We start from the raw sequence: 16,889 nt of genomic DNA on the forward strand, positions 1-16,889 counted from the left end.
GCCGGAATGAGAACAGACTGGAGACGAATAGATATGAAACAAAGAATCATTGATGAATTAAAACGGATCGAGCAGTCATACGGAGTCAAAATCGTGTATGCCGTCGAGTCAGGAAGCCGCGCATGGGGATTTCCCTCGCAGGATAGTGATTACGACGTCCGCTTTATTTATGTGCCGAAAAAGGAGTGGTACTTTTCAATTGAGCAGGAGCGTGATGTGATTGAGGTACCGATTCACGATTTACTGGATATCAGCGGCTGGGAGCTGAGAAAGACGCTGCGCCTCTTCAAAAAATCAAACCCGCCGCTCCTCGAATGGCTGTCCTCAGACATTGTGTATTACGAAGCATTTACGACCGCAGAGCAGTTAAGAAAGTTGCGCACGGAGGCATTTAAGCCTGAAGCAAGCGTATATCACTATATCAATATGGCGAGAAGGAACGTCAAGGATTATCTACAAGGACAAGAGGTCAAAATTAAAAAGTACTTCTACGTTCTTCGGCCTATTTTGGCTTGCCAATGGATTGAAAAGCACGGAACCATTCCGCCAATGGACTTTACTGTTTTGATGAATGAACTTGTTGCTGAACCCGAGCTGAAGGCTGAAATGGAAACCTTGCTTGAACGGAAAAGAAGAGGAGAAGAGCTTGACCTCGAAGCAAGAATCGATGTGATTCACCAATTCATTGAAACGGAAATCGAAAGAATCATGGAAGCGGCAAAAGAACTGAAGGCAGAGAAAAAAGATATGACACCTGAATTGAACCGTTTGCTTTTGAATACGGTTGAAGAAGTGTGGAAGGATGGAGGAAGCTGATGTTTTTTGTCGCTTCCTTTTCCCCTTTATTCGACAGAATCCCCCCGACTTTCTAACTATCTGATTGTGGCAAAACCACAAAAATAATCAGAATCTTTGTATTTTGAGAATATTGTGAACGTCGGTTTTGTCCATTTACAATAAACTCATACAAATACTTCTTAGATTGCGGGGTGTTGAGGTTGGAAGTGATCACAAGAGATTTTTTCTTATTTTTATCCAAAAGCGGCTTTCTCAATAAAATGGCGAAGAACTGGGGAAGCAGAGTGGCAGCGGGTAAAATTATCGGCGGGAATGACTTTAACAGTTCAATCCCGACCATTCGACAGCTTAACAGCCAAGGTTTGTCAGTTACTGTCGATCATTTAGGCGAGTTTGTGAACAGTCCCGAGGTCGCACGGGAGCGTACGGAAGAGTGCATTCAAACCATTGCGACCATTGCGGATCAAGAGCTGAACTCACACGTTTCTTTAAAAATGACGTCTTTAGGTTTGGATATAGATATGGATTTGGTGTATGAAAATATGACAAAAATCCTTCAGACGGCCGAGAAACATAAAATCATGGTCACCATTGACATGGAGGACGAAGTCAGATGCCAGAAAACGCTTGATATTTTCAAAGATTTCAGAAAGAAATACGAGCATGTGAGCACAGTGCTGCAAGCCTATCTGTACCGGACGGAAAAAGACATTGACGATTTGGATTCTTTAAACCCGTTCCTTCGCCTTGTAAAAGGAGCTTATAAAGAATCAGAAAAAGTAGCTTTCCCGGAGAAAAGCGATGTCGATGAAAATTACAAAAAAATCATCCGAAAGCAGCTCTTAAACGGTCACTATACAGCGATTGCCACACATGACGACAAAATGATCGACTTTACAAAGCAGCTTGCCAAGGAACATGGCATTGCCAATGACAAGTTTGAATTTCAGATGCTGTACGGCATGCGGTCGCAAACCCAGCTCAGCCTCGTAAAAGAAGGTTATAACATGAGAGTCTACCTGCCATACGGCGAGGATTGGTACGGCTACTTTATGAGACGCCTTGCAGAACGTCCGTCAAACATTGCATTTGCTTTCAAAGGAATGACAAAGAAGTAAAAAAGGAGAGATTATCATGACAACACCTTACAAACACGAGCCATTCACAAATTTCCAAGATCAAAACAACGTGGAAGCGTTTAAAAAAGCGCTTGCGACAGTAAGCGAATATTTAGGAAAAGACTATCCGCTTGTCATTAACGGCGAGAGAGTGGAAACGGAAGCGAAAATCGTTTCAATCAACCCGGCTGATAAAGAAGAAGTCGTCGGCCGAGTGTCAAAAGCTTCTCAAGAGCACGCTGAGCAAGCGATTCAAGCGGCTGCAAAAGCATTTGAAGAGTGGAGATACACGTCTCCTGAAGAGAGAGCGGCTGTCCTGTTCCGCGCTGCTGCCAAAGTCCGCAGAAGAAAACATGAATTCTCAGCTTTGCTTGTGAAAGAAGCAGGAAAGCCTTGGAACGAGGCGGATGCCGATACGGCTGAAGCGATTGACTTCATGGAGTATTATGCACGCCAAATGATCGAATTGGCAAAAGGCAAACCGGTCAACAGCCGTGAAGGCGAGAAAAACCAATATGTATACACGCCGACTGGAGTGACAGTCGTTATCCCGCCTTGGAACTTCTTGTTTGCGATCATGGCAGGCACAACAGTGGCGCCGATCGTTACTGGAAACACAGTGGTTCTGAAACCTGCGAGTGCTACACCTGTTATTGCAGCAAAATTTGTTGAGGTGCTTGAAGAGTCCGGATTGCCAAAAGGCGTAGTCAACTTTGTTCCGGGAAGCGGAGCGGAAGTAGGCGACTATCTTGTTGACCATCCGAAAACAAGCCTTATCACATTTACGGGATCAAGAGAAGTTGGTACGAGAATTTTCGAACGCGCGGCGAAGGTTCAGCCAGGCCAGCAGCACTTAAAGCGTGTCATCGCTGAAATGGGCGGTAAAGATACGGTTGTTGTCGATGAGGATGCGGACATTGAATTAGCGGCTCAATCGATCTTTACTTCAGCATTTGGCTTTGCGGGACAAAAATGCTCTGCAGGTTCACGTGCAGTTGTTCATGAAAAAGTGTATGATCAAGTATTAGAGCGTGTCATTGAAATTACGGAATCAAAAGTAACAGCTAAACCTGACAGTGCAGATGTTTATATGGGACCTGTCATTGACCAAGGTTCTTATGATAAAATTATGAGCTATATTGAGATCGGAAAACAGGAAGGGCGTTTAGTAAGCGGCGGTACTGGTGATGATTCTAAAGGATACTTCATCAAACCGACGATCTTCGCTGACCTTGATCCGAAAGCAAGACTCATGCAGGAAGAAATTTTCGGACCTGTCGTTGCATTTTGTAAAGTGTCAGACTTTGATGAAGCTTTAGAAGTGGCAAACAATACTGAATATGGTTTGACAGGCGCGGTTATCACAAACAACCGCAAGCACATCGAGCGTGCGAAACAGGAATTCCATGTCGGAAACCTATACTTCAACCGCAACTGTACAGGTGCCATCGTCGGCTACCATCCGTTTGGCGGCTTCAAAATGTCGGGAACGGATTCAAAAGCAGGCGGGCCGGATTACTTGGCTCTGCATATGCAAGCAAAAACAATCAGTGAAATGTTCTAAGCGGGACTAAATGGGCATCCTCCCTGCGGGGGTGTCCATTTCATCCATATACTATAAAAAAGAGGAGGAAGTGCCATAGAAAACACACAGCTGATTATTTCGATTTGTATTTATATGGCGGGAATGCTGCTAATCGGCTACTTTGCTTACAAGCGTACGTCGAATCTGACGGATTACATGCTGGGAGGACGCTCTTTGGGTCCGGCAGTAACTGCTCTCAGTGCCGGCGCTGCCGATATGAGCGGCTGGCTGCTAATGGGGCTTCCGGGCGCCATGTTTTCTACTGGTCTGAGCGGAGTTTGGATTGTGTTCGGACTTTGCCTTGGAGCGTGGGCGAACTGGCTTTACGTTGCACCGCGGCTGAGAACCTATACTGAAAAAGCGGGGAATTCGATTACAATTCCCGGATTCCTGGAAAATCGCTTTGGAGATCAAACAAAGCTTCTCAGACTGTTTTCAGGAATTGTCATTTTAGTCTTTTTCACGTTTTATGTATCGTCCGGAATGGTATCCGGCGGCGTCTTATTCAACAGCATCTTGGGGATGGATTACCACACAGGCTTGTGGATTGTAACGGGTGTTGTTGTGGCATATACCCTGTTTGGCGGCTTTTTGGCAGTCAGCTGGACAGATTTTGTTCAGGGGATCATTATGTTTGCCGCACTCATTCTTGTGCCGATCGTTACGTTTTTCCACACGGGAGGAGCAGGTGATACAGTTGCTGAAATCCGCTCTGTAGATCCTGATATGTTTAATATTTTCAAAGGAACGAGCGTCCTTGGCATTATTTCTTTGTTTGCCTGGGGGCTGGGATACTTTGGCCAGCCGCATATTATTGTGCGTTTTATGGCGATCACGTCTGTCAAAGAGATCAAAAGAGCGCGCAGAATCGGGATGGGCTGGATGATTTTGTCTGCAGTAGGCGCAGTGCTGACCGGTTTGGGCGGAATCGCTTATTACCATCAGCGCGGCATGACACTGAAGGACCCAGAGACGATTTTTATTCAATTAGGGAATATCTTGTTCCATCCGATTATCACGGGTTTTCTGATTTCAGCGATTTTGGCCGCGATTATGAGTACAATTTCTTCCCAGCTGCTTGTGACATCAAGCTCTCTGGTAGAAGATTTGTATAAGTCGATGTTCAGACGCTCAGCTTCAGATAAAGAACTGGTGTTTTTAGGCCGACTGGCTGTTCTGGCTGTTTCAATTGTCGCGTTGGTTTTGGCTTGGGAGAAAAATAACACCATCCTTGGATTGGTCAGCTACGCATGGGCGGGCTTCGGTGCATCATTCGGGCCGGTTGTACTGCTCAGTCTGTTTTGGAAACGAATGACCAAATGGGGGGCACTCGCCGGCATGATTGTGGGAGCAGCGACTGTAATCATTTGGGCGAATGCCGGTCTTTCGGACTTTCTGTATGAAATGATACCTGGTTTTGCTGCGAGTCTATTATCTGTCTTTTTTGTCAGCGTATTGACGCAGGCTCCGTCACAAGCTGTCACAGACCAGTTCAACGACTACCAAGATACAATGTCACAATAAAGATCGAAAGGAGGAGGAAGGGGCTGTCCCTTTTTCCTCTTTTCTCCTTTTAAGCGGCCATTTTTTTCTTTTGGAAACAAACGTATTTTTTTCTATACAAAAAGACCCCGTATGGATATGATTAAAGTAAAAAAAGTATAGGAGAAAAAGGTATGGAAGAGCTTTTAGAGAGAGTTTTTTCATTTTCAGATGTTGATAAGCTGATTGATTTTATTAGCTATGAACTGCAAAAGCCAGTGATACTGGAAAGCGCGGATTTCTTTTTGTTAGCCTATAATTCTTACTATATTAACCATTTTGATTCTGCCAACCAGCAGACTATTTTTTCGAAAAAGTGTCCGGTCCAGATTTTTGAGAGGTTTCTGAAGGACGGAATTATTGAAAAACTGAAAACAGAGCCTGAGCCTTTTCGCGTCAATAAAATTGAAAGCATTGGGTTAAACCAGAGGGTGGTCGTGAGTGCAAAGCACAAAGGGGAAGTCATGGGCTACATCTGGATTCAGGAGCTGGACCAAAATCTGACGGATGAAGAGCTCGACTTTTTGTACGAGACCTCCTTCCATGTCGGGAAAATCATTTATAAAACGAATAAATTGAAACAGGAAAAGGAAGAAAAAGCAGAGGATCTCATCAAACGGGCGATCTATCAGCAATTTACCTCTGAGAAGGAACTCAGACGGGAAGCTGAAAGGATCAACACCGTGCTGCCTTCCATGTTTTCAGTTGTGATCCTGCACGCCGCAAATGGGGATGGGGAAGCGGTAGAGGATTTAAAGGAAAATATCAGGTCGTACCTGAATTTACGGGATAAGGTCAGTCATGTCTTAACGATCGAATCAAATATTGTCATCGTCGTAGCGAGTTTTTCCCAAAAAAGCTCCGTCTCCTCAGCAGCTTCTGAGTTTATTAACAAGCTGTTAACACATTTTCACTTTCAGAAAATACCTACCCCTATTTATATCGGTATCGGAAACGAATATAATCACCTATTAAAACTTGGCAAGAGCTACACAGAAGCACTTGAAGTCATCAAAGCCGCAGAAATCACCGGCAATCAGGAAAACATTCCATATGAATATGCCAAACTCGGCATTTACCGCTATTTAGAAAGCATCGAACAGAAAAATGAATTTTTAGAATACGAGAATAAAGATTTAGCTTTATTAAAAGCGAAAGACGAAGAAAGCAGCACTGAGCTGCTCAAAACCTTGGAAATCTATCTCCTCAACAACTGCAAAACAAAACCAGCGGCAGAACAGCTCTTTATTCACCAAAATACATTGAATTACCGCATCAAACAGATTACTGAGATGACGTCGATCGATTTAAGCGATTTCAGAACGCGGTGCCAGCTCTATCTCGATTTGATGCTGATGAAAAAGAAATAAAAAAGAAACCAGTACTTGTACTGGTTTCGTCTTCACTTAAAATCCTCTGTAAACATACGGATCATCAGGTTTTTTAATGGTATTCCAGTCAGTTACTTTGACGACAGGGAGAGTTGACTTGAATGGCTGGTAATATTCTGAGGCCAGAGTGCCCTTAATGTGAATCCATTCATCATCCTTAATGTCCATGTCCTTCGGAAATTCCACAAGCATCCCGTACACGCCGGAATCAGCAATACAGTGAATGATGCCAAACCTTAATACGAACAACTGATTTTTGTTAATTACGTTTCCTTTGTAAGCAAATCCATGGAATTCTATCGTCCGTCCGAGAAATTCACCCGGATAGTTATAGATGGTTTCCATTCCTTTTAGGAAATCGTCATCGGTCAGAGAAATCTCTTTTTTGCTGGAATACTTATTAAACAGCTGTTTCATTTGTTTGTCATAGCTGTCTTGCGCGTAATAAAGGCTGGCATCAGGCCGCAAATACTGTGTTTGGGAGTAGTGATCTCCGCTCTCCATCGCCTTAAACGAGAACCCTTTTGTTTTGACTATGGATGAGTCAAGCGTTGCAATTGGGAAGAAGATGCCTGACACCAAAGGAAAAAGAAAAACAACATAAATCAAATAACGCTGATAAAATGGCTTGTTTTGTTCATGGTCATGCTCGTGATCATGGCCGCACCCGCAATCATGGTCATGGTGATGTCCGCTTTTTTCAGGCGACTTGATAAATAGATATGCTTGGACGGCGGTCAGAATGGCCAGCAGGAAGATCGCAATAAAGGAAAGATAGGCATATTTCATATTGATATATTTTGTTAGATTTCCTGAGGCATGCAGATGATAAAAGAAAAACGTAAATCCCATCAGCACCAATAGACGAAACACCCAATCACCCCTTTACCATTAGTGATCCCGCTAAAACAATCACGACAATATATGTAATCAGCAGGAAAACAAATCGTTTTTTGAAGGCCGCAAGCATCATCAATAGATTCTTAATATCCACCATTGCGCCAAAGACGAGAAAGGCGATTAACGATCCTAATGAAAATGTGCTGCTGAAGGAAGACGCGATGAACGCATCAACTTCTGAACAAAGCGACAGGACAAACGCCAGACCCATCATCACGAGGGAAGAGGATACATCATTCTGCCCGATCGCAAGCAGAGTGGATGTTTTGACATACGTCTGCATAGCGGCTGCGATAAAGGCGCCGATGATTAAATATTTCCCCACGGAGAAAAATTCATCAATGGCATGCCGCAAGGTCCCGCCCAGTTTTTGGAGCAAGGTGCCGTGATGATGATGGTGGTGCCCGGGTTCATCAGGCTTTAAAAGCTGGTTATCCTTAAATTGATAGGATAAAATGACCCCGATGATCAGCGAAACGGCGAGAGCCAGTCCGCCTCTGTAAAAGACAACGCTCCATCTATTCCCGAACGCAATATAAGTAGAAAATAAAACGATAGGATTAATGATAGGCGCGGTCAGCATGAAAGCAACGCCCGCATGCAGAGGAACTCCCTTTAACAGAAGCCGCCTCGTAATCGGGATGATGCCGCATTCACAGGCGGGAAACAAAACGCCGGCCAGCGCACCGAATAAAACGGCGAGAAAACGGTTTTTCGGCATGATTCTTGCAATCATTTCTTCAGTAACAAACATTTGAATGATTCCGGAAAGTATGACGCCAATCAGAATAAACGGAATGGCTTCTATTAAAATGCTGATAAAAATAGAATTCAGCTGAAGAAAAGATGATTGTGCTGTCACAATAAAACCTCCGCTCATGTTAAGCTGCCTTTCTTATGATACCAGAAAAAAAGGCACTGCTTGTTTGACGGAGGAAGGGAAAGGATCGTTTCACTTTGGTTAGGATTCCAAAAAACCGAGTAGGATACTGTCTGTTTCTGCAGCTTCTTTTCCGAGCCAAATCAGGTGTCCCCATGAGTGAAGCAAACAGAGAACAGCGCCACGAATGTGCTCTTTTGCATGATGTGCATGTGACAAGTCAACCAATCCATCATAAACACTTTGCATAATCAGCACGGGACATATGATGGCTTGCAGGTCTTTTAAAGAGACAGCGGCGGTTTGTGACAAGTCAATCAGAAATCCTTCACCCGAGCGCTGCCGGCTGTTCATTTTCCGAAATGCTTCTATGTCTTTTTCATTCATCAAGGACTTGATTCGCTGAAACGGAAGCGTGCTGAATTGGGGGCTCATAGATCGAAACATCAGACGCGGGAAAGCGTTATTCAAAGAAGAAATCAGCTTCCATATCCACTTTTCCACCGGCGGGCGGAAGAGAATTCTCCCCAATTTATATTCAGTGTCTTTTGGGGTGAGCCACTCTTTGGTGACCGCGGATTGCAGGGTCAATGTATTTACTCTTTCCGGATAATGTGAGGCAAAGCATATGCCGCTCGGCCCTCCTGCTGAGATGGCGATCACATGGACACTGTCGATTTGTAAATGATCTAATAATTTCACATAGAAACGGCAGGCGTTGGCAAGACTTTTTCCAATTTCTTTTGACGTTCGTCCATAGCCGGGCCTTGAAGGCGTAATGATGGAATACCCTTGCTCAATCAACGCTGTGTATCCGAATTCCTCGTAACAATTTGAATGCCCGCCATGCATGACAAGGATGGGGGCACCCTTTCCAGCCACTGAATATTCTAGTGTATGTCCTTCGAAGGTGATCGTTTCGACTCGTCTTTTCATCTGTTACTCCCATTTGTTTTTTGCCTATTATAGGGTTTTCAACAATTGATCACAAGGTGAAGAAATGAATAAACACAGGCTCGTGAAATATGATATACTTTGTATTGATATTAATTCTCAATTAAAGCTTTGATATAGATGTGAACGGGAGGCAGGACGGATGGCTGAGAATCAAGAGGTATATGACATTACGATTATAGGCGGGGGGCCGATTGGGCTGTTTACTGCTTTTTACTGCGGGATGCGGGAGCTGAAAACAAAGGTAATCGAATTTTTGCCGAAGCTCGGAGGGAAGGTGTCTTTATTCTTTCCTGAGAAAATCATTCGCGATATCGGCGGCATACCGGGGATTGCGGGAAAGCGGCTGATCGAGCAGCTGAAGGAGCAGGCGGCAACGTTTGATCCTGATATCGTATTGAATCAGCGTGTGACCGGGTTTGAACGCCTAGATGACGGCACCATTGTTCTGACGGGTTCTGAAGGGGAAAAGCACTATACAAGAACTGTGATTTTGGCTTGCGGCATGGGTACACTTGAGGTCAATGAGTTTGACAGCGAGGATGCGGCCCGATATGCGGGCAAAAATCTTCATTATGGAGTGGAGAAGCTCGATGCGTTTAAAGATAAGCGCGTGGTGATATCAGGCGGCGGAGATACTGCGGTCGATTGGGCTAATGAGCTTGAACCGATTGCGGCGTCTGTGACTGTCGTTCATCGGCGTGAGGAATTCGGCGGAATGGAAAGCAGCGTGACGAAAATGAAGCAATCATCGGTGCGGGTGCTTACTCCTTATCGGCTGGAGCAGTTGAACGGAGATGAAGAGGGCATCAAAAGCGTGACCGTTTGTCATACTGAGTCTAGCCAGAGGGAAGACATAGAAATTGATGAGCTGATCATTAATCATGGCTTCAAAATTGATCTAGGACCGATGATGGAGTGGGGGCTGGAGATTGAAGAAGGCAGGGTGAAAGCTGACAGACATATGCGAACGAATCTTCCGGGCGTGTTTGTGGCGGGCGACGCGGCTTTTTATGAAAGCAAGCTGAGATTAATTGCCGGCGGCTTTACGGAAGGCCCGACAGCAGTCAACAGCGCTAAGGCTTATTTGGATCCTAAGGCTGAGAATATGGCGATGTATTCCACCCATCATAAAAAATTGGTACATAAATAAAACAGCCCTTGGGGGAAAGGGCTGTTTGCCATCAGCTGTGAAGGAGTTTTTTTTCCGCTTGTTGATTTTGGATGAAAGCAAATAATTCATCCTGTTCTTGGATGGCTGTGAATCCATAAGCCCCGGCAGCTGAGTCATCGCCTATACAGACGATAGGAGGCCGGCTTGCTGACGGTTCCGGCAAAATGCCAATTTGTTCGCCACCATTGATCAATTGCTGCACGGACAGCTTGTTCGGGCAAATGACCATGTGCAGCGGGGATTCACTGATGGTACGCTGAATCATGTGGGTGAACCGGTCATCTATGACGTTTTCATGAGTGATATAAAACGAACAGGATTCATGCTTTTGCATGTTTTCCACTGCATGGCGGCTCCCGACAACAAGACGTTTTTCTGAATCAGGCTGAATGGCGTTAACAAGAATTCCCCGTTTTTCAAGCTCCGTCTTTGCTTGTTCAGATGCTGCACTCAGTTTGGCTGTCAGCTGGCGGATGTCGATTTTCTGAGAAGCCAGTGCTCTGAAAAATTCACAAACCGCCCGGCGCGATGTGAAAAAAACGTCTTCAAAGGTGCCAATCTTTCGAAGAATGTCTTCATTGACAGGCATGTTTTCGGTCCGCCATTTCGGCCACTCGATGACATCGGCGCCGGAATCGCGCAGCTTGTCTGCAAGCGGGTCTTCATCTTCGCCATGAGTCACAACCATCAAATGCCGTCCGATAAGCGGTTTGCTTTCAAACCAGCTGTGTGTTTGAAAGTTGACGATGTCTCCGATGACGATAATCGCGGGGTTTGTAATCTGGTGTTCCTGCACTTTTTGCTGGATGTTCTCAAGTGTTCCTTTCACACTCCGCTGGCGGCCCCACGTTCCCCATTGGATGACAATGACAGGGACAGAAGGCGATTTCCCGTATGAAATAAGCTGCTGGCAAATATAAGACAAGTTCTTGACACCCATGTAAAAAACAAGGGTTTGAACGCTTCGGGCAAGCCCTTCCCAGTCAAGGTTCGGCATGCCTTTTAATGATTTATCATGCGCTGTAATCATGGCAAAAGACGATGCAAAATCCCGATGCGTGACGGGGATGCCCGCATATAGCGGCGCTGCAATTCCAGAGGTGATTCCCGGCACCATTTCATAGCGAATGCCGTGCTCATGAAGAGCATCTGCTTCCTCGCCGACTCTGCCGAATACGCTCGGATCTCCGCCCTTCAAGCGAACGACGGTTAACCCATTTAATGCTTTTTCAACCAGCAGGGCGTTAATTTCTTTTTGTTTCATAAAATGGCGGTCTGGCAGTTTTCCGCAATAAATAAACTGACAATCCGGTGATGCAAATTCGAGCAGCTTCGGGTTGGCGAGCCGGTCATATAAAATCACATCTGCTTCCTCGAGCGCCTGTTTTCCTTTGATGGTGAGCAGGCCTGGGTCGCCGGGTCCGGCTCCCACGAAATATACGATTCCGTTCTTCATGATCATGTCATCCTTCCGTCACTGTAAAAAATGAAGGACCACTAGAAAAGTGATCCGGTCTTTTGATCAATATACGAGATAAACATGTTCTCCTTCGATCAGCGTTTCATATGTTTTGACGCATCCGTGGTCAGGTTCTTGGACGATTCCGTCTTCTAAGGAAATTTTCCAGTCGTGCATCGGGCAGAAAACATATTGACCGCTGACGATGCCTTCTGCCAGGACGCCGCCTTTATGCGGACAGCGGTTTTCGATGGCGCGGATGCTTCCGTCTGAAAGCTTGAAAACCGCGAGCTCCTTATCTTCAATATACACTGTTTTGCCTAATTGTTCAGGCAATTCTTCAATTTTTCCGATACATACTTTTGTTACGTCTTTGTTTACCATGCCCATTCCTCCTCAATGATTGTTTTTGTCATTATGATGTGGTCACGACATTTTCAAATAATTCTTTCGAGGTTTGTTTATCCTCTAAAAAGTCTTTCCACGGATCCTTGTGAACAGAGAGTGTTTCATTCATTCGGTCGTTCAGCTCCTGCCGCTTTTCCGGATCGTTTAACACGGATTGGACATGGGGTAAACCGACGCGCTCAAGCCATGCGGACGTACGCTCCAGATAGTTTGCGGTTTCCCTGTAATATTGCAGGTAAGCGCCTGCGTATTCTAAGACTTCTTCATTTGTTTTCACCTTCATCAGCAAATCGCCGGCACGCAAGTGGGTTCCGCCGTTTCCGCCGACATAAAGCTCCCAGCCTCCGTCGATGCCGACAACGCCAAGGTCCTTAATGCCGGATTCAGCACAGTTTCGCGGGCATGCAGACACGGCCATTTTGACTTTGTGCGGCGTGTTCAGCCCTTCGAATTTTTTCTCAAGCGCAATGCCCAGTGCCATGGAGTCTTGTGTGCCGAAGCGGCAGAATTGCTCGCCTACACAAGTTTTCACTGTGCGGAGTGTTTTTCCGTACGCGTAGCCCGACGGCATATCAAGATCTTCCCATACCTTCGGAAGGTCTTCTTTTTTCACGCCGATAAGATCAATTCGCTGGCCGCCTGTCATTTTCACGAGCGGGATCTCATATTTGTCAACGACATCGGCGATCTTGCGCAAATCTGTGGAGTTGGTCACGCCGCCGTACATCCGAGGAACGACTGAGTATGTTCCGTCTTTTTGAATATTGGCGTGCATTCGTTCATTAACAAAGCGGGATGTCCGGTCATCCTCGTATTTGGTTGGATTGATCATGCCTAAGTAGTAGTTCAGAGCGGGCCGGCATTTGGAACAGCCTTCTGGCGTTTTCCAGCCGAGCACATTCATGACTTCTCTTGTATGTGACAGCCCTTTGGCTTTGATTTCTTCTACGACTTCATCTCTCGACAATGTGGTGCAGCTGCAAATGGCTTCTTTTTGCGCTGACGCATCAAAGTCTGATCCGAGCGTATGCTGGAGGATTTCTTCTACGAGTGGCTTACAGCCTCCGCATGAGCGGGATGCACCAGTGCATGCTTTGATCTCATCCGTTGACGAGCAGCCCTTTTCCTGTATGGCTTGAATAATGTCGCCTTTTGACACGCCGTTGCAGCCGCAGATGATTTCATCGTCGCTCATCGCTGCGGTAATGCTTGTGCCTGCTTGTTGGTCGAGAGGCTGTAAGATTGATATTTTTGAGGTTTCAGAGATATCGGCTTCTTTTTGAATCATAGAAAACAGGCGGTTGCCTTCGCTGCTGTCGCCGAATAAAACAGCACCGACTATTTGATTGCCTCTCAGGACGATTTTTTTATAGATGCCGTCCTGCTCATCGAAGACTTTAATCGCTTTTTTCTCTTCTGATTCGTTAAAGTCACCGGCAGAGAAAACCTCGACGCCTGATACCTTTAACTGTGTGGAGAGAACGGAGCCCTCATACGGTTTTGTTTCGATGCCGCAAATATGCTTCGCTAGCACTTTTGCCTGTTCATAGAGCGGTGCCACAAGCCCGTAGGCGATTCCTCGGTGCTCGGCACATTCGCCGACCGCGTAAATGTGCGGGATTTCAGTCTGCATATAGTCGTTGACAATGATTCCGCGGTTGACCGGAATGCCGCTTACTATGCCAAGCTGCGTATTCGGGCGGATGCCGACAGCCATGACGACTAAATCGGCTTCAATGCTTGTGCCATCTTTGAAACGAAGGCCTTCGACACGGTCATCACCGACAATTTCTTCTGTTTGCTTTTCAAGTAAAAAGGTCATACCTTGTTTTTCTAACTCGTTTTGCAGCAGGCGTCCTGCCGTTGCATCAAGCTGGCGCTCCATCAGGAATGGGGCAAGGTGGATGACGGACACATCCATGCCAAGATTCAGCAGTCCGCGAGCTGCTTCCAAACCAAGAAGTCCTCCGCCGATGACGGCAGCTTTTTTATATTGTTTTGACGCGGCGAGCATTGTGTCTGTATCTTTTATGTCACGGAAAGCTGTGACGCCTTTTTTGTCTGCGCCCGGAATCGGAAGGATAAAAGGGACCGAGCCTGTCGCCAGGATCAATTCATCGTAAGGCTGGATTCTGTCTGCATCTGTGATGACTGTTTTGTTTTCCGTGTCCACTTTGATGACTGTTTCATTTGTATACAATTGAATGTTGTTTTCTTCGTACCAGTCCCAATCGTTTAACGTAATATCTTTAATATCTGTATCGCCTTGAAGCACTTTTGACAAAAGGATTCGGTTGTAATTGGGATGCGGTTCGGCACCAAAAATTGTGATCTGAAACTCGTCTTTAGCAACACTCAGTATCTCTTCAATGGCCCTTACCCCGGCCATTCCATTACCAACAAGAACTAGCTGTTTTTTTCCCATCAGATGATCCGCTCCTTATCAATGTTTTTTCCAGCGTAGCACAGCAAAAAGGAATATTTAAGATACATGTTATAAAATGTAACAAAATATACGAAAAGTTCTAAAAATTTTATGAAAAATTTAAATGGGTCTGATTCGGACGGCACATACCTTAAAACCGGGCATTTTACAGGCTGGATCTAAGGCTTCCCCGATTAAATCATTCACATTTTGAGCGTCTGCCCAATGGATGGGAACAAAAACGGTATCTTTTCTGATTTGTTCTGATAGTTTGCTGCGGACGGTGATGCTTCCCCGCGGCGATTCTATTTTTACCAGTACACGGTCCTCGATATTGTAGGTCGCTGCTGTTTGCGGATGGATTTCCATAAACGATTCAAAATGTCTCGCGGCAAGGGCGGCGCTTTTTCTTGTTTGGACGCCTGTTAAGTAGTGAGACATGACTCTGCCTGTCGTTAAATAAAGCGGATAATCGGCTGTCGGCTTCTCTTTTGGAACAGGTGGTTCGTTTGGAATCACACTTAATGCCGCTTTTTGATCCGGATGAGCAAATGATTCTGTAAACAAGCGCCCAATTCCGGGATGATCAGATTCCGGACACGGCCAATGAATGCCGCCTTCACGTCTGAGCCTGCCGTATGAGATGCCTGAATAATCGGCAATCCCGCCTCGGCTCGCTTCTCTCAATTCATTAAAAATATCCTCCGCTGACGTATAAGAAAAGTAGCGCCCCTTGCCGAGAGCGGATGCGAGATCACAAATGATCTGCCAATCATGCTTGGCTTCGCCGGGGCATGGCCGGCTTGCCTCTCTTAATGTCACGCGTCCTTCTACATTTGTCATGGTGCCTTCATCTTCTAAGTAAGAGGAGGCAGGTAAAATCACATTTGCGTATTTCGCAGTCTCAGAAATAAACAAATCGATTGCAACAAAGAATGTCAGTTTCCTTAAAGCCTTTTTCACGAGATTCGCATTTGGACTGGAGACAGCAGGATTGGAGCACATGAGGAACAATCCTTTGATGTCGCCGTCATTGATTTTTTCCATCATTTCATAGGCTGAGACACCTTTTCGCGGCAGATCATCCTGATGGATTCCCCACACTTTCGCAACATGTGCCCGGTGTTGTTCGTTTTCAATAGATCGATAGCCCGGAAGCTGATCGGCTTTTTGGCCATGCTCTCTTGCACCTTGCCCGTTGCCTTGTCCGGTGATCGCCCCGTAACCTGAGTAAGGTGTGCCGATTTTTCCTGTGATCAGCACCATGTTTAAGAAGCCTTTCACAGCCGCTGTTCCATCGGTTTGCTGTTCAATCCCGCGGGCTGTAAACAGCATGCCGGACGTTTCCTTGGCAAACTTTACAGCAGCTTTTCTTATATCCGCCAGCGGGACACTCGTCTGTTCGGCGATGTCATTCAGGTCCAACGAGTCAGTATGCTGCTTCAGCTCTTCGAATCCATTTGTTCGTGATTGAATGAAATCCTCGTTTATAAGCTGTTCGTCAATGATGATTTTGACGAGACCGTTGGCAAGGGCGGCGTCTGTGCCGGGTTTGATTTTCAGATGAAGATCGGCGATTTTTGTTGTTGCTGTTTCACGCGGATCAATGGCAATGATGTAAGCTCCGTTTTCTTTCGCTTTTTCAAAATATGGCATAATCGTAGGCTGGCACTCCGCGATATTGGTGCCGGCCAAAATGATCACACGGGTGTGAGGAATGTCTGATAAGGGATTCGTTAAGCCTCTGTCCGCGCCGAATGTTTGGTTGGCTGCGGTTGCTGCGGCGGACATACAAAGCCTTCCGTTGTAGTCGATGTATTTAGTCTGTAAGCCCACCCGTGCGAATTTCCCTAACAAATACGCCTCTTCATTTGTAATCGAGGCGCTTCCGTATACCGCCATGGCGTCATGGCCGTGTTCTGCCTGGATCATCGTCACTTGGTCTTTCATGTAATTCAATGCTTCTTCCCAGGAAACAGGGATAAACTCGCCGTTTTTCTTCAGCAGAGGGCGGGTGATGCGAGAGGAGTTCAAGGCATGCTGGTGAGCATTCATGCCCTTCATGCATAGCCGGCCCTGTGTTGTAGGATTATCAATCCCGATCGCAGTGTACTTTTTGCGCGTGACGATGGTTTGTTCCACGAGCTGCATTTTGCACTGCATGCTGCAAAACGGGCATTGAGTGTCATATGTTTTTTCTGATTGGACGTCTTGCTGTTTATCACGGAAATATCTAAGCAGTCGTTCAGTCAAAA

At 45.9% G+C, this 16,889-nt stretch carries 13 protein-coding genes; 6 read left to right on the top strand and 7 right to left on the bottom strand.

Going from position 1 to position 16,889, the window contains the following annotated elements:
- Positions 1-33: 33 nt before the first annotated feature.
- From NYE53_RS01835 to putR, 5 genes are all read left to right on the top strand, one after another.
- The gene (locus NYE53_RS01835; RefSeq protein WP_339246929.1) at positions 34-816 is read left to right on the top strand and encodes a nucleotidyltransferase domain-containing protein; all 783 of its coding nucleotides are present in this window, start codon (positions 34-36) and stop codon (positions 814-816) included.
- A gap of 188 nt (positions 817-1,004) precedes the next feature.
- The gene (gene putB / locus NYE53_RS01840; RefSeq protein ID WP_339248476.1) at positions 1,005-1,916 is read left to right on the top strand and encodes a proline dehydrogenase PutB; all 912 of its coding nucleotides are present in this window, start codon (positions 1,005-1,007) and stop codon (positions 1,914-1,916) included.
- Positions 1,917-1,932: 16 nt separating this feature from the next.
- A complete protein-coding gene (pruA, locus tag NYE53_RS01845; protein WP_003234655.1) occupies positions 1,933-3,480 on the top strand; it encodes an L-glutamate gamma-semialdehyde dehydrogenase in 1,548 nt (515 codons plus the stop codon).
- 123 nt (positions 3,481-3,603) lie between these two features.
- The gene (gene putP / locus NYE53_RS01850) at positions 3,604-5,025 is read left to right on the top strand and encodes a sodium/proline symporter PutP (protein WP_252383848.1); all 1,422 of its coding nucleotides are present in this window, start codon (positions 3,604-3,606) and stop codon (positions 5,023-5,025) included.
- Positions 5,026-5,177: 152 nt separating this feature from the next.
- Positions 5,178-6,413 (top strand): proline utilization transcriptional regulator PutR, encoded by a 1,236-nt coding sequence (gene putR, locus NYE53_RS01855; RefSeq protein ID WP_003234651.1) that lies wholly within the window; start codon positions 5,178-5,180, stop codon positions 6,411-6,413.
- A gap of 36 nt (positions 6,414-6,449) precedes the next feature.
- On the opposite strand, the gene NYE53_RS01860 is transcribed toward putR, so the two are convergent.
- The 3 genes from NYE53_RS01860 to NYE53_RS01870 all read right to left on the bottom strand — a co-directional run bounded on the left by NYE53_RS01860 (position 6,450) and on the right by NYE53_RS01870 (position 9,150).
- Entirely contained in the window at positions 6,450-7,307 is an 858-nt protein-coding gene (locus NYE53_RS01860) for a TIGR03943 family protein (RefSeq protein ID WP_339246933.1), read from the bottom strand.
- 4 nt (positions 7,308-7,311) lie between these two features.
- The gene (locus tag NYE53_RS01865; protein ID WP_339246936.1) at positions 7,312-8,196 is read right to left on the bottom strand and encodes a permease; all 885 of its coding nucleotides are present in this window, start codon (positions 8,194-8,196) and stop codon (positions 7,312-7,314) included.
- Between the two features lie 99 nt (positions 8,197-8,295).
- On the bottom strand, positions 8,296-9,150 hold the full coding sequence (locus NYE53_RS01870) for an alpha/beta hydrolase (protein ID WP_339246938.1): 855 nt from the start codon (positions 9,148-9,150) through the stop codon (positions 8,296-8,298).
- A 160-nt stretch (positions 9,151-9,310) separates the two neighbouring features.
- Here NYE53_RS01870 and ffoR point away from each other — a divergent pair, with 160 nt between their 5' ends.
- Positions 9,311-10,321 carry a ferredoxin--NADP(+) reductase gene (ffoR, locus tag NYE53_RS01875; protein WP_339246941.1) on the top strand — a complete coding sequence of 337 codons (1,011 nt, stop codon included), beginning with the start codon at positions 9,311-9,313 and terminating at the stop codon, positions 10,319-10,321.
- 31 nt (positions 10,322-10,352) lie between these two features.
- Here the strand turns inward: ffoR and cobA are convergent, their stop codons facing one another.
- The 4 genes from cobA to nasC form a co-directional block, all read right to left on the bottom strand.
- Positions 10,353-11,804 carry a uroporphyrinogen-III C-methyltransferase gene (gene cobA, locus NYE53_RS01880; protein ID WP_339246944.1) on the bottom strand — a complete coding sequence of 484 codons (1,452 nt, stop codon included), beginning with the start codon at positions 11,802-11,804 and terminating at the stop codon, positions 10,353-10,355.
- A 60-nt stretch (positions 11,805-11,864) separates the two neighbouring features.
- Positions 11,865-12,185 (bottom strand): nitrite reductase small subunit NirD, encoded by a 321-nt coding sequence (gene nirD / locus NYE53_RS01885; RefSeq protein ID WP_003246252.1) that lies wholly within the window; start codon positions 12,183-12,185, stop codon positions 11,865-11,867.
- Between the two features lie 31 nt (positions 12,186-12,216).
- Entirely contained in the window at positions 12,217-14,634 is a 2,418-nt protein-coding gene (nasD, locus tag NYE53_RS01890) for an NADPH-nitrite reductase (RefSeq protein WP_339246947.1), read from the bottom strand.
- A gap of 120 nt (positions 14,635-14,754) precedes the next feature.
- Entirely contained in the window at positions 14,755-16,887 is a 2,133-nt protein-coding gene (gene nasC / locus NYE53_RS01895; protein WP_339246949.1) for an assimilatory nitrate reductase catalytic subunit, read from the bottom strand.
- Positions 16,888-16,889: the final 2 nt, after the last annotated feature.

The organism is Bacillus sp. FSL R5-0523 (assembly GCF_037975295.1).
GTDB classification, from domain to species: Bacteria; Bacillota; Bacilli; order Bacillales; family Bacillaceae; genus Bacillus; species Bacillus subtilis.

What these genes read in the sequence shown, in the direction of transcription:
- NYE53_RS01835 (WP_339246929.1), top strand. Translation starts at nt 34, where the DNA reads ATGAAACAAAGAATCATTGATGAATTAAAACGGATCGAGCAGTCATAC.
- pruA (WP_003234655.1), top strand. Translation starts at nt 1,933, where the DNA reads ATGACAACACCTTACAAACACGAGCCATTCACAAATTTCCAAGATCAA.
- putP (WP_252383848.1), top strand. Translation starts at nt 3,604, where the DNA reads ATGCTGCTAATCGGCTACTTTGCTTACAAGCGTACGTCGAATCTGACG.
- putR (WP_003234651.1), top strand. Translation starts at nt 5,178, where the DNA reads ATGGAAGAGCTTTTAGAGAGAGTTTTTTCATTTTCAGATGTTGATAAG.
- NYE53_RS01870 (WP_339246938.1), bottom strand. Translation starts at nt 9,150, where the DNA reads ATGAAAAGACGAGTCGAAACGATCACCTTCGAAGGACATACACTAGAA.
- ffoR (WP_339246941.1), top strand. Translation starts at nt 9,311, where the DNA reads ATGGCTGAGAATCAAGAGGTATATGACATTACGATTATAGGCGGGGGG.
- cobA (WP_339246944.1), bottom strand. Translation starts at nt 11,804, where the DNA reads ATGATCATGAAGAACGGAATCGTATATTTCGTGGGAGCCGGACCCGGC.
- nirD (WP_003246252.1), bottom strand. Translation starts at nt 12,185, where the DNA reads ATGGTAAACAAAGACGTAACAAAAGTATGTATCGGAAAAATTGAAGAA.
- nasD (WP_339246947.1), bottom strand. Translation starts at nt 14,634, where the DNA reads ATGGGAAAAAAACAGCTAGTTCTTGTTGGTAATGGAATGGCCGGGGTA.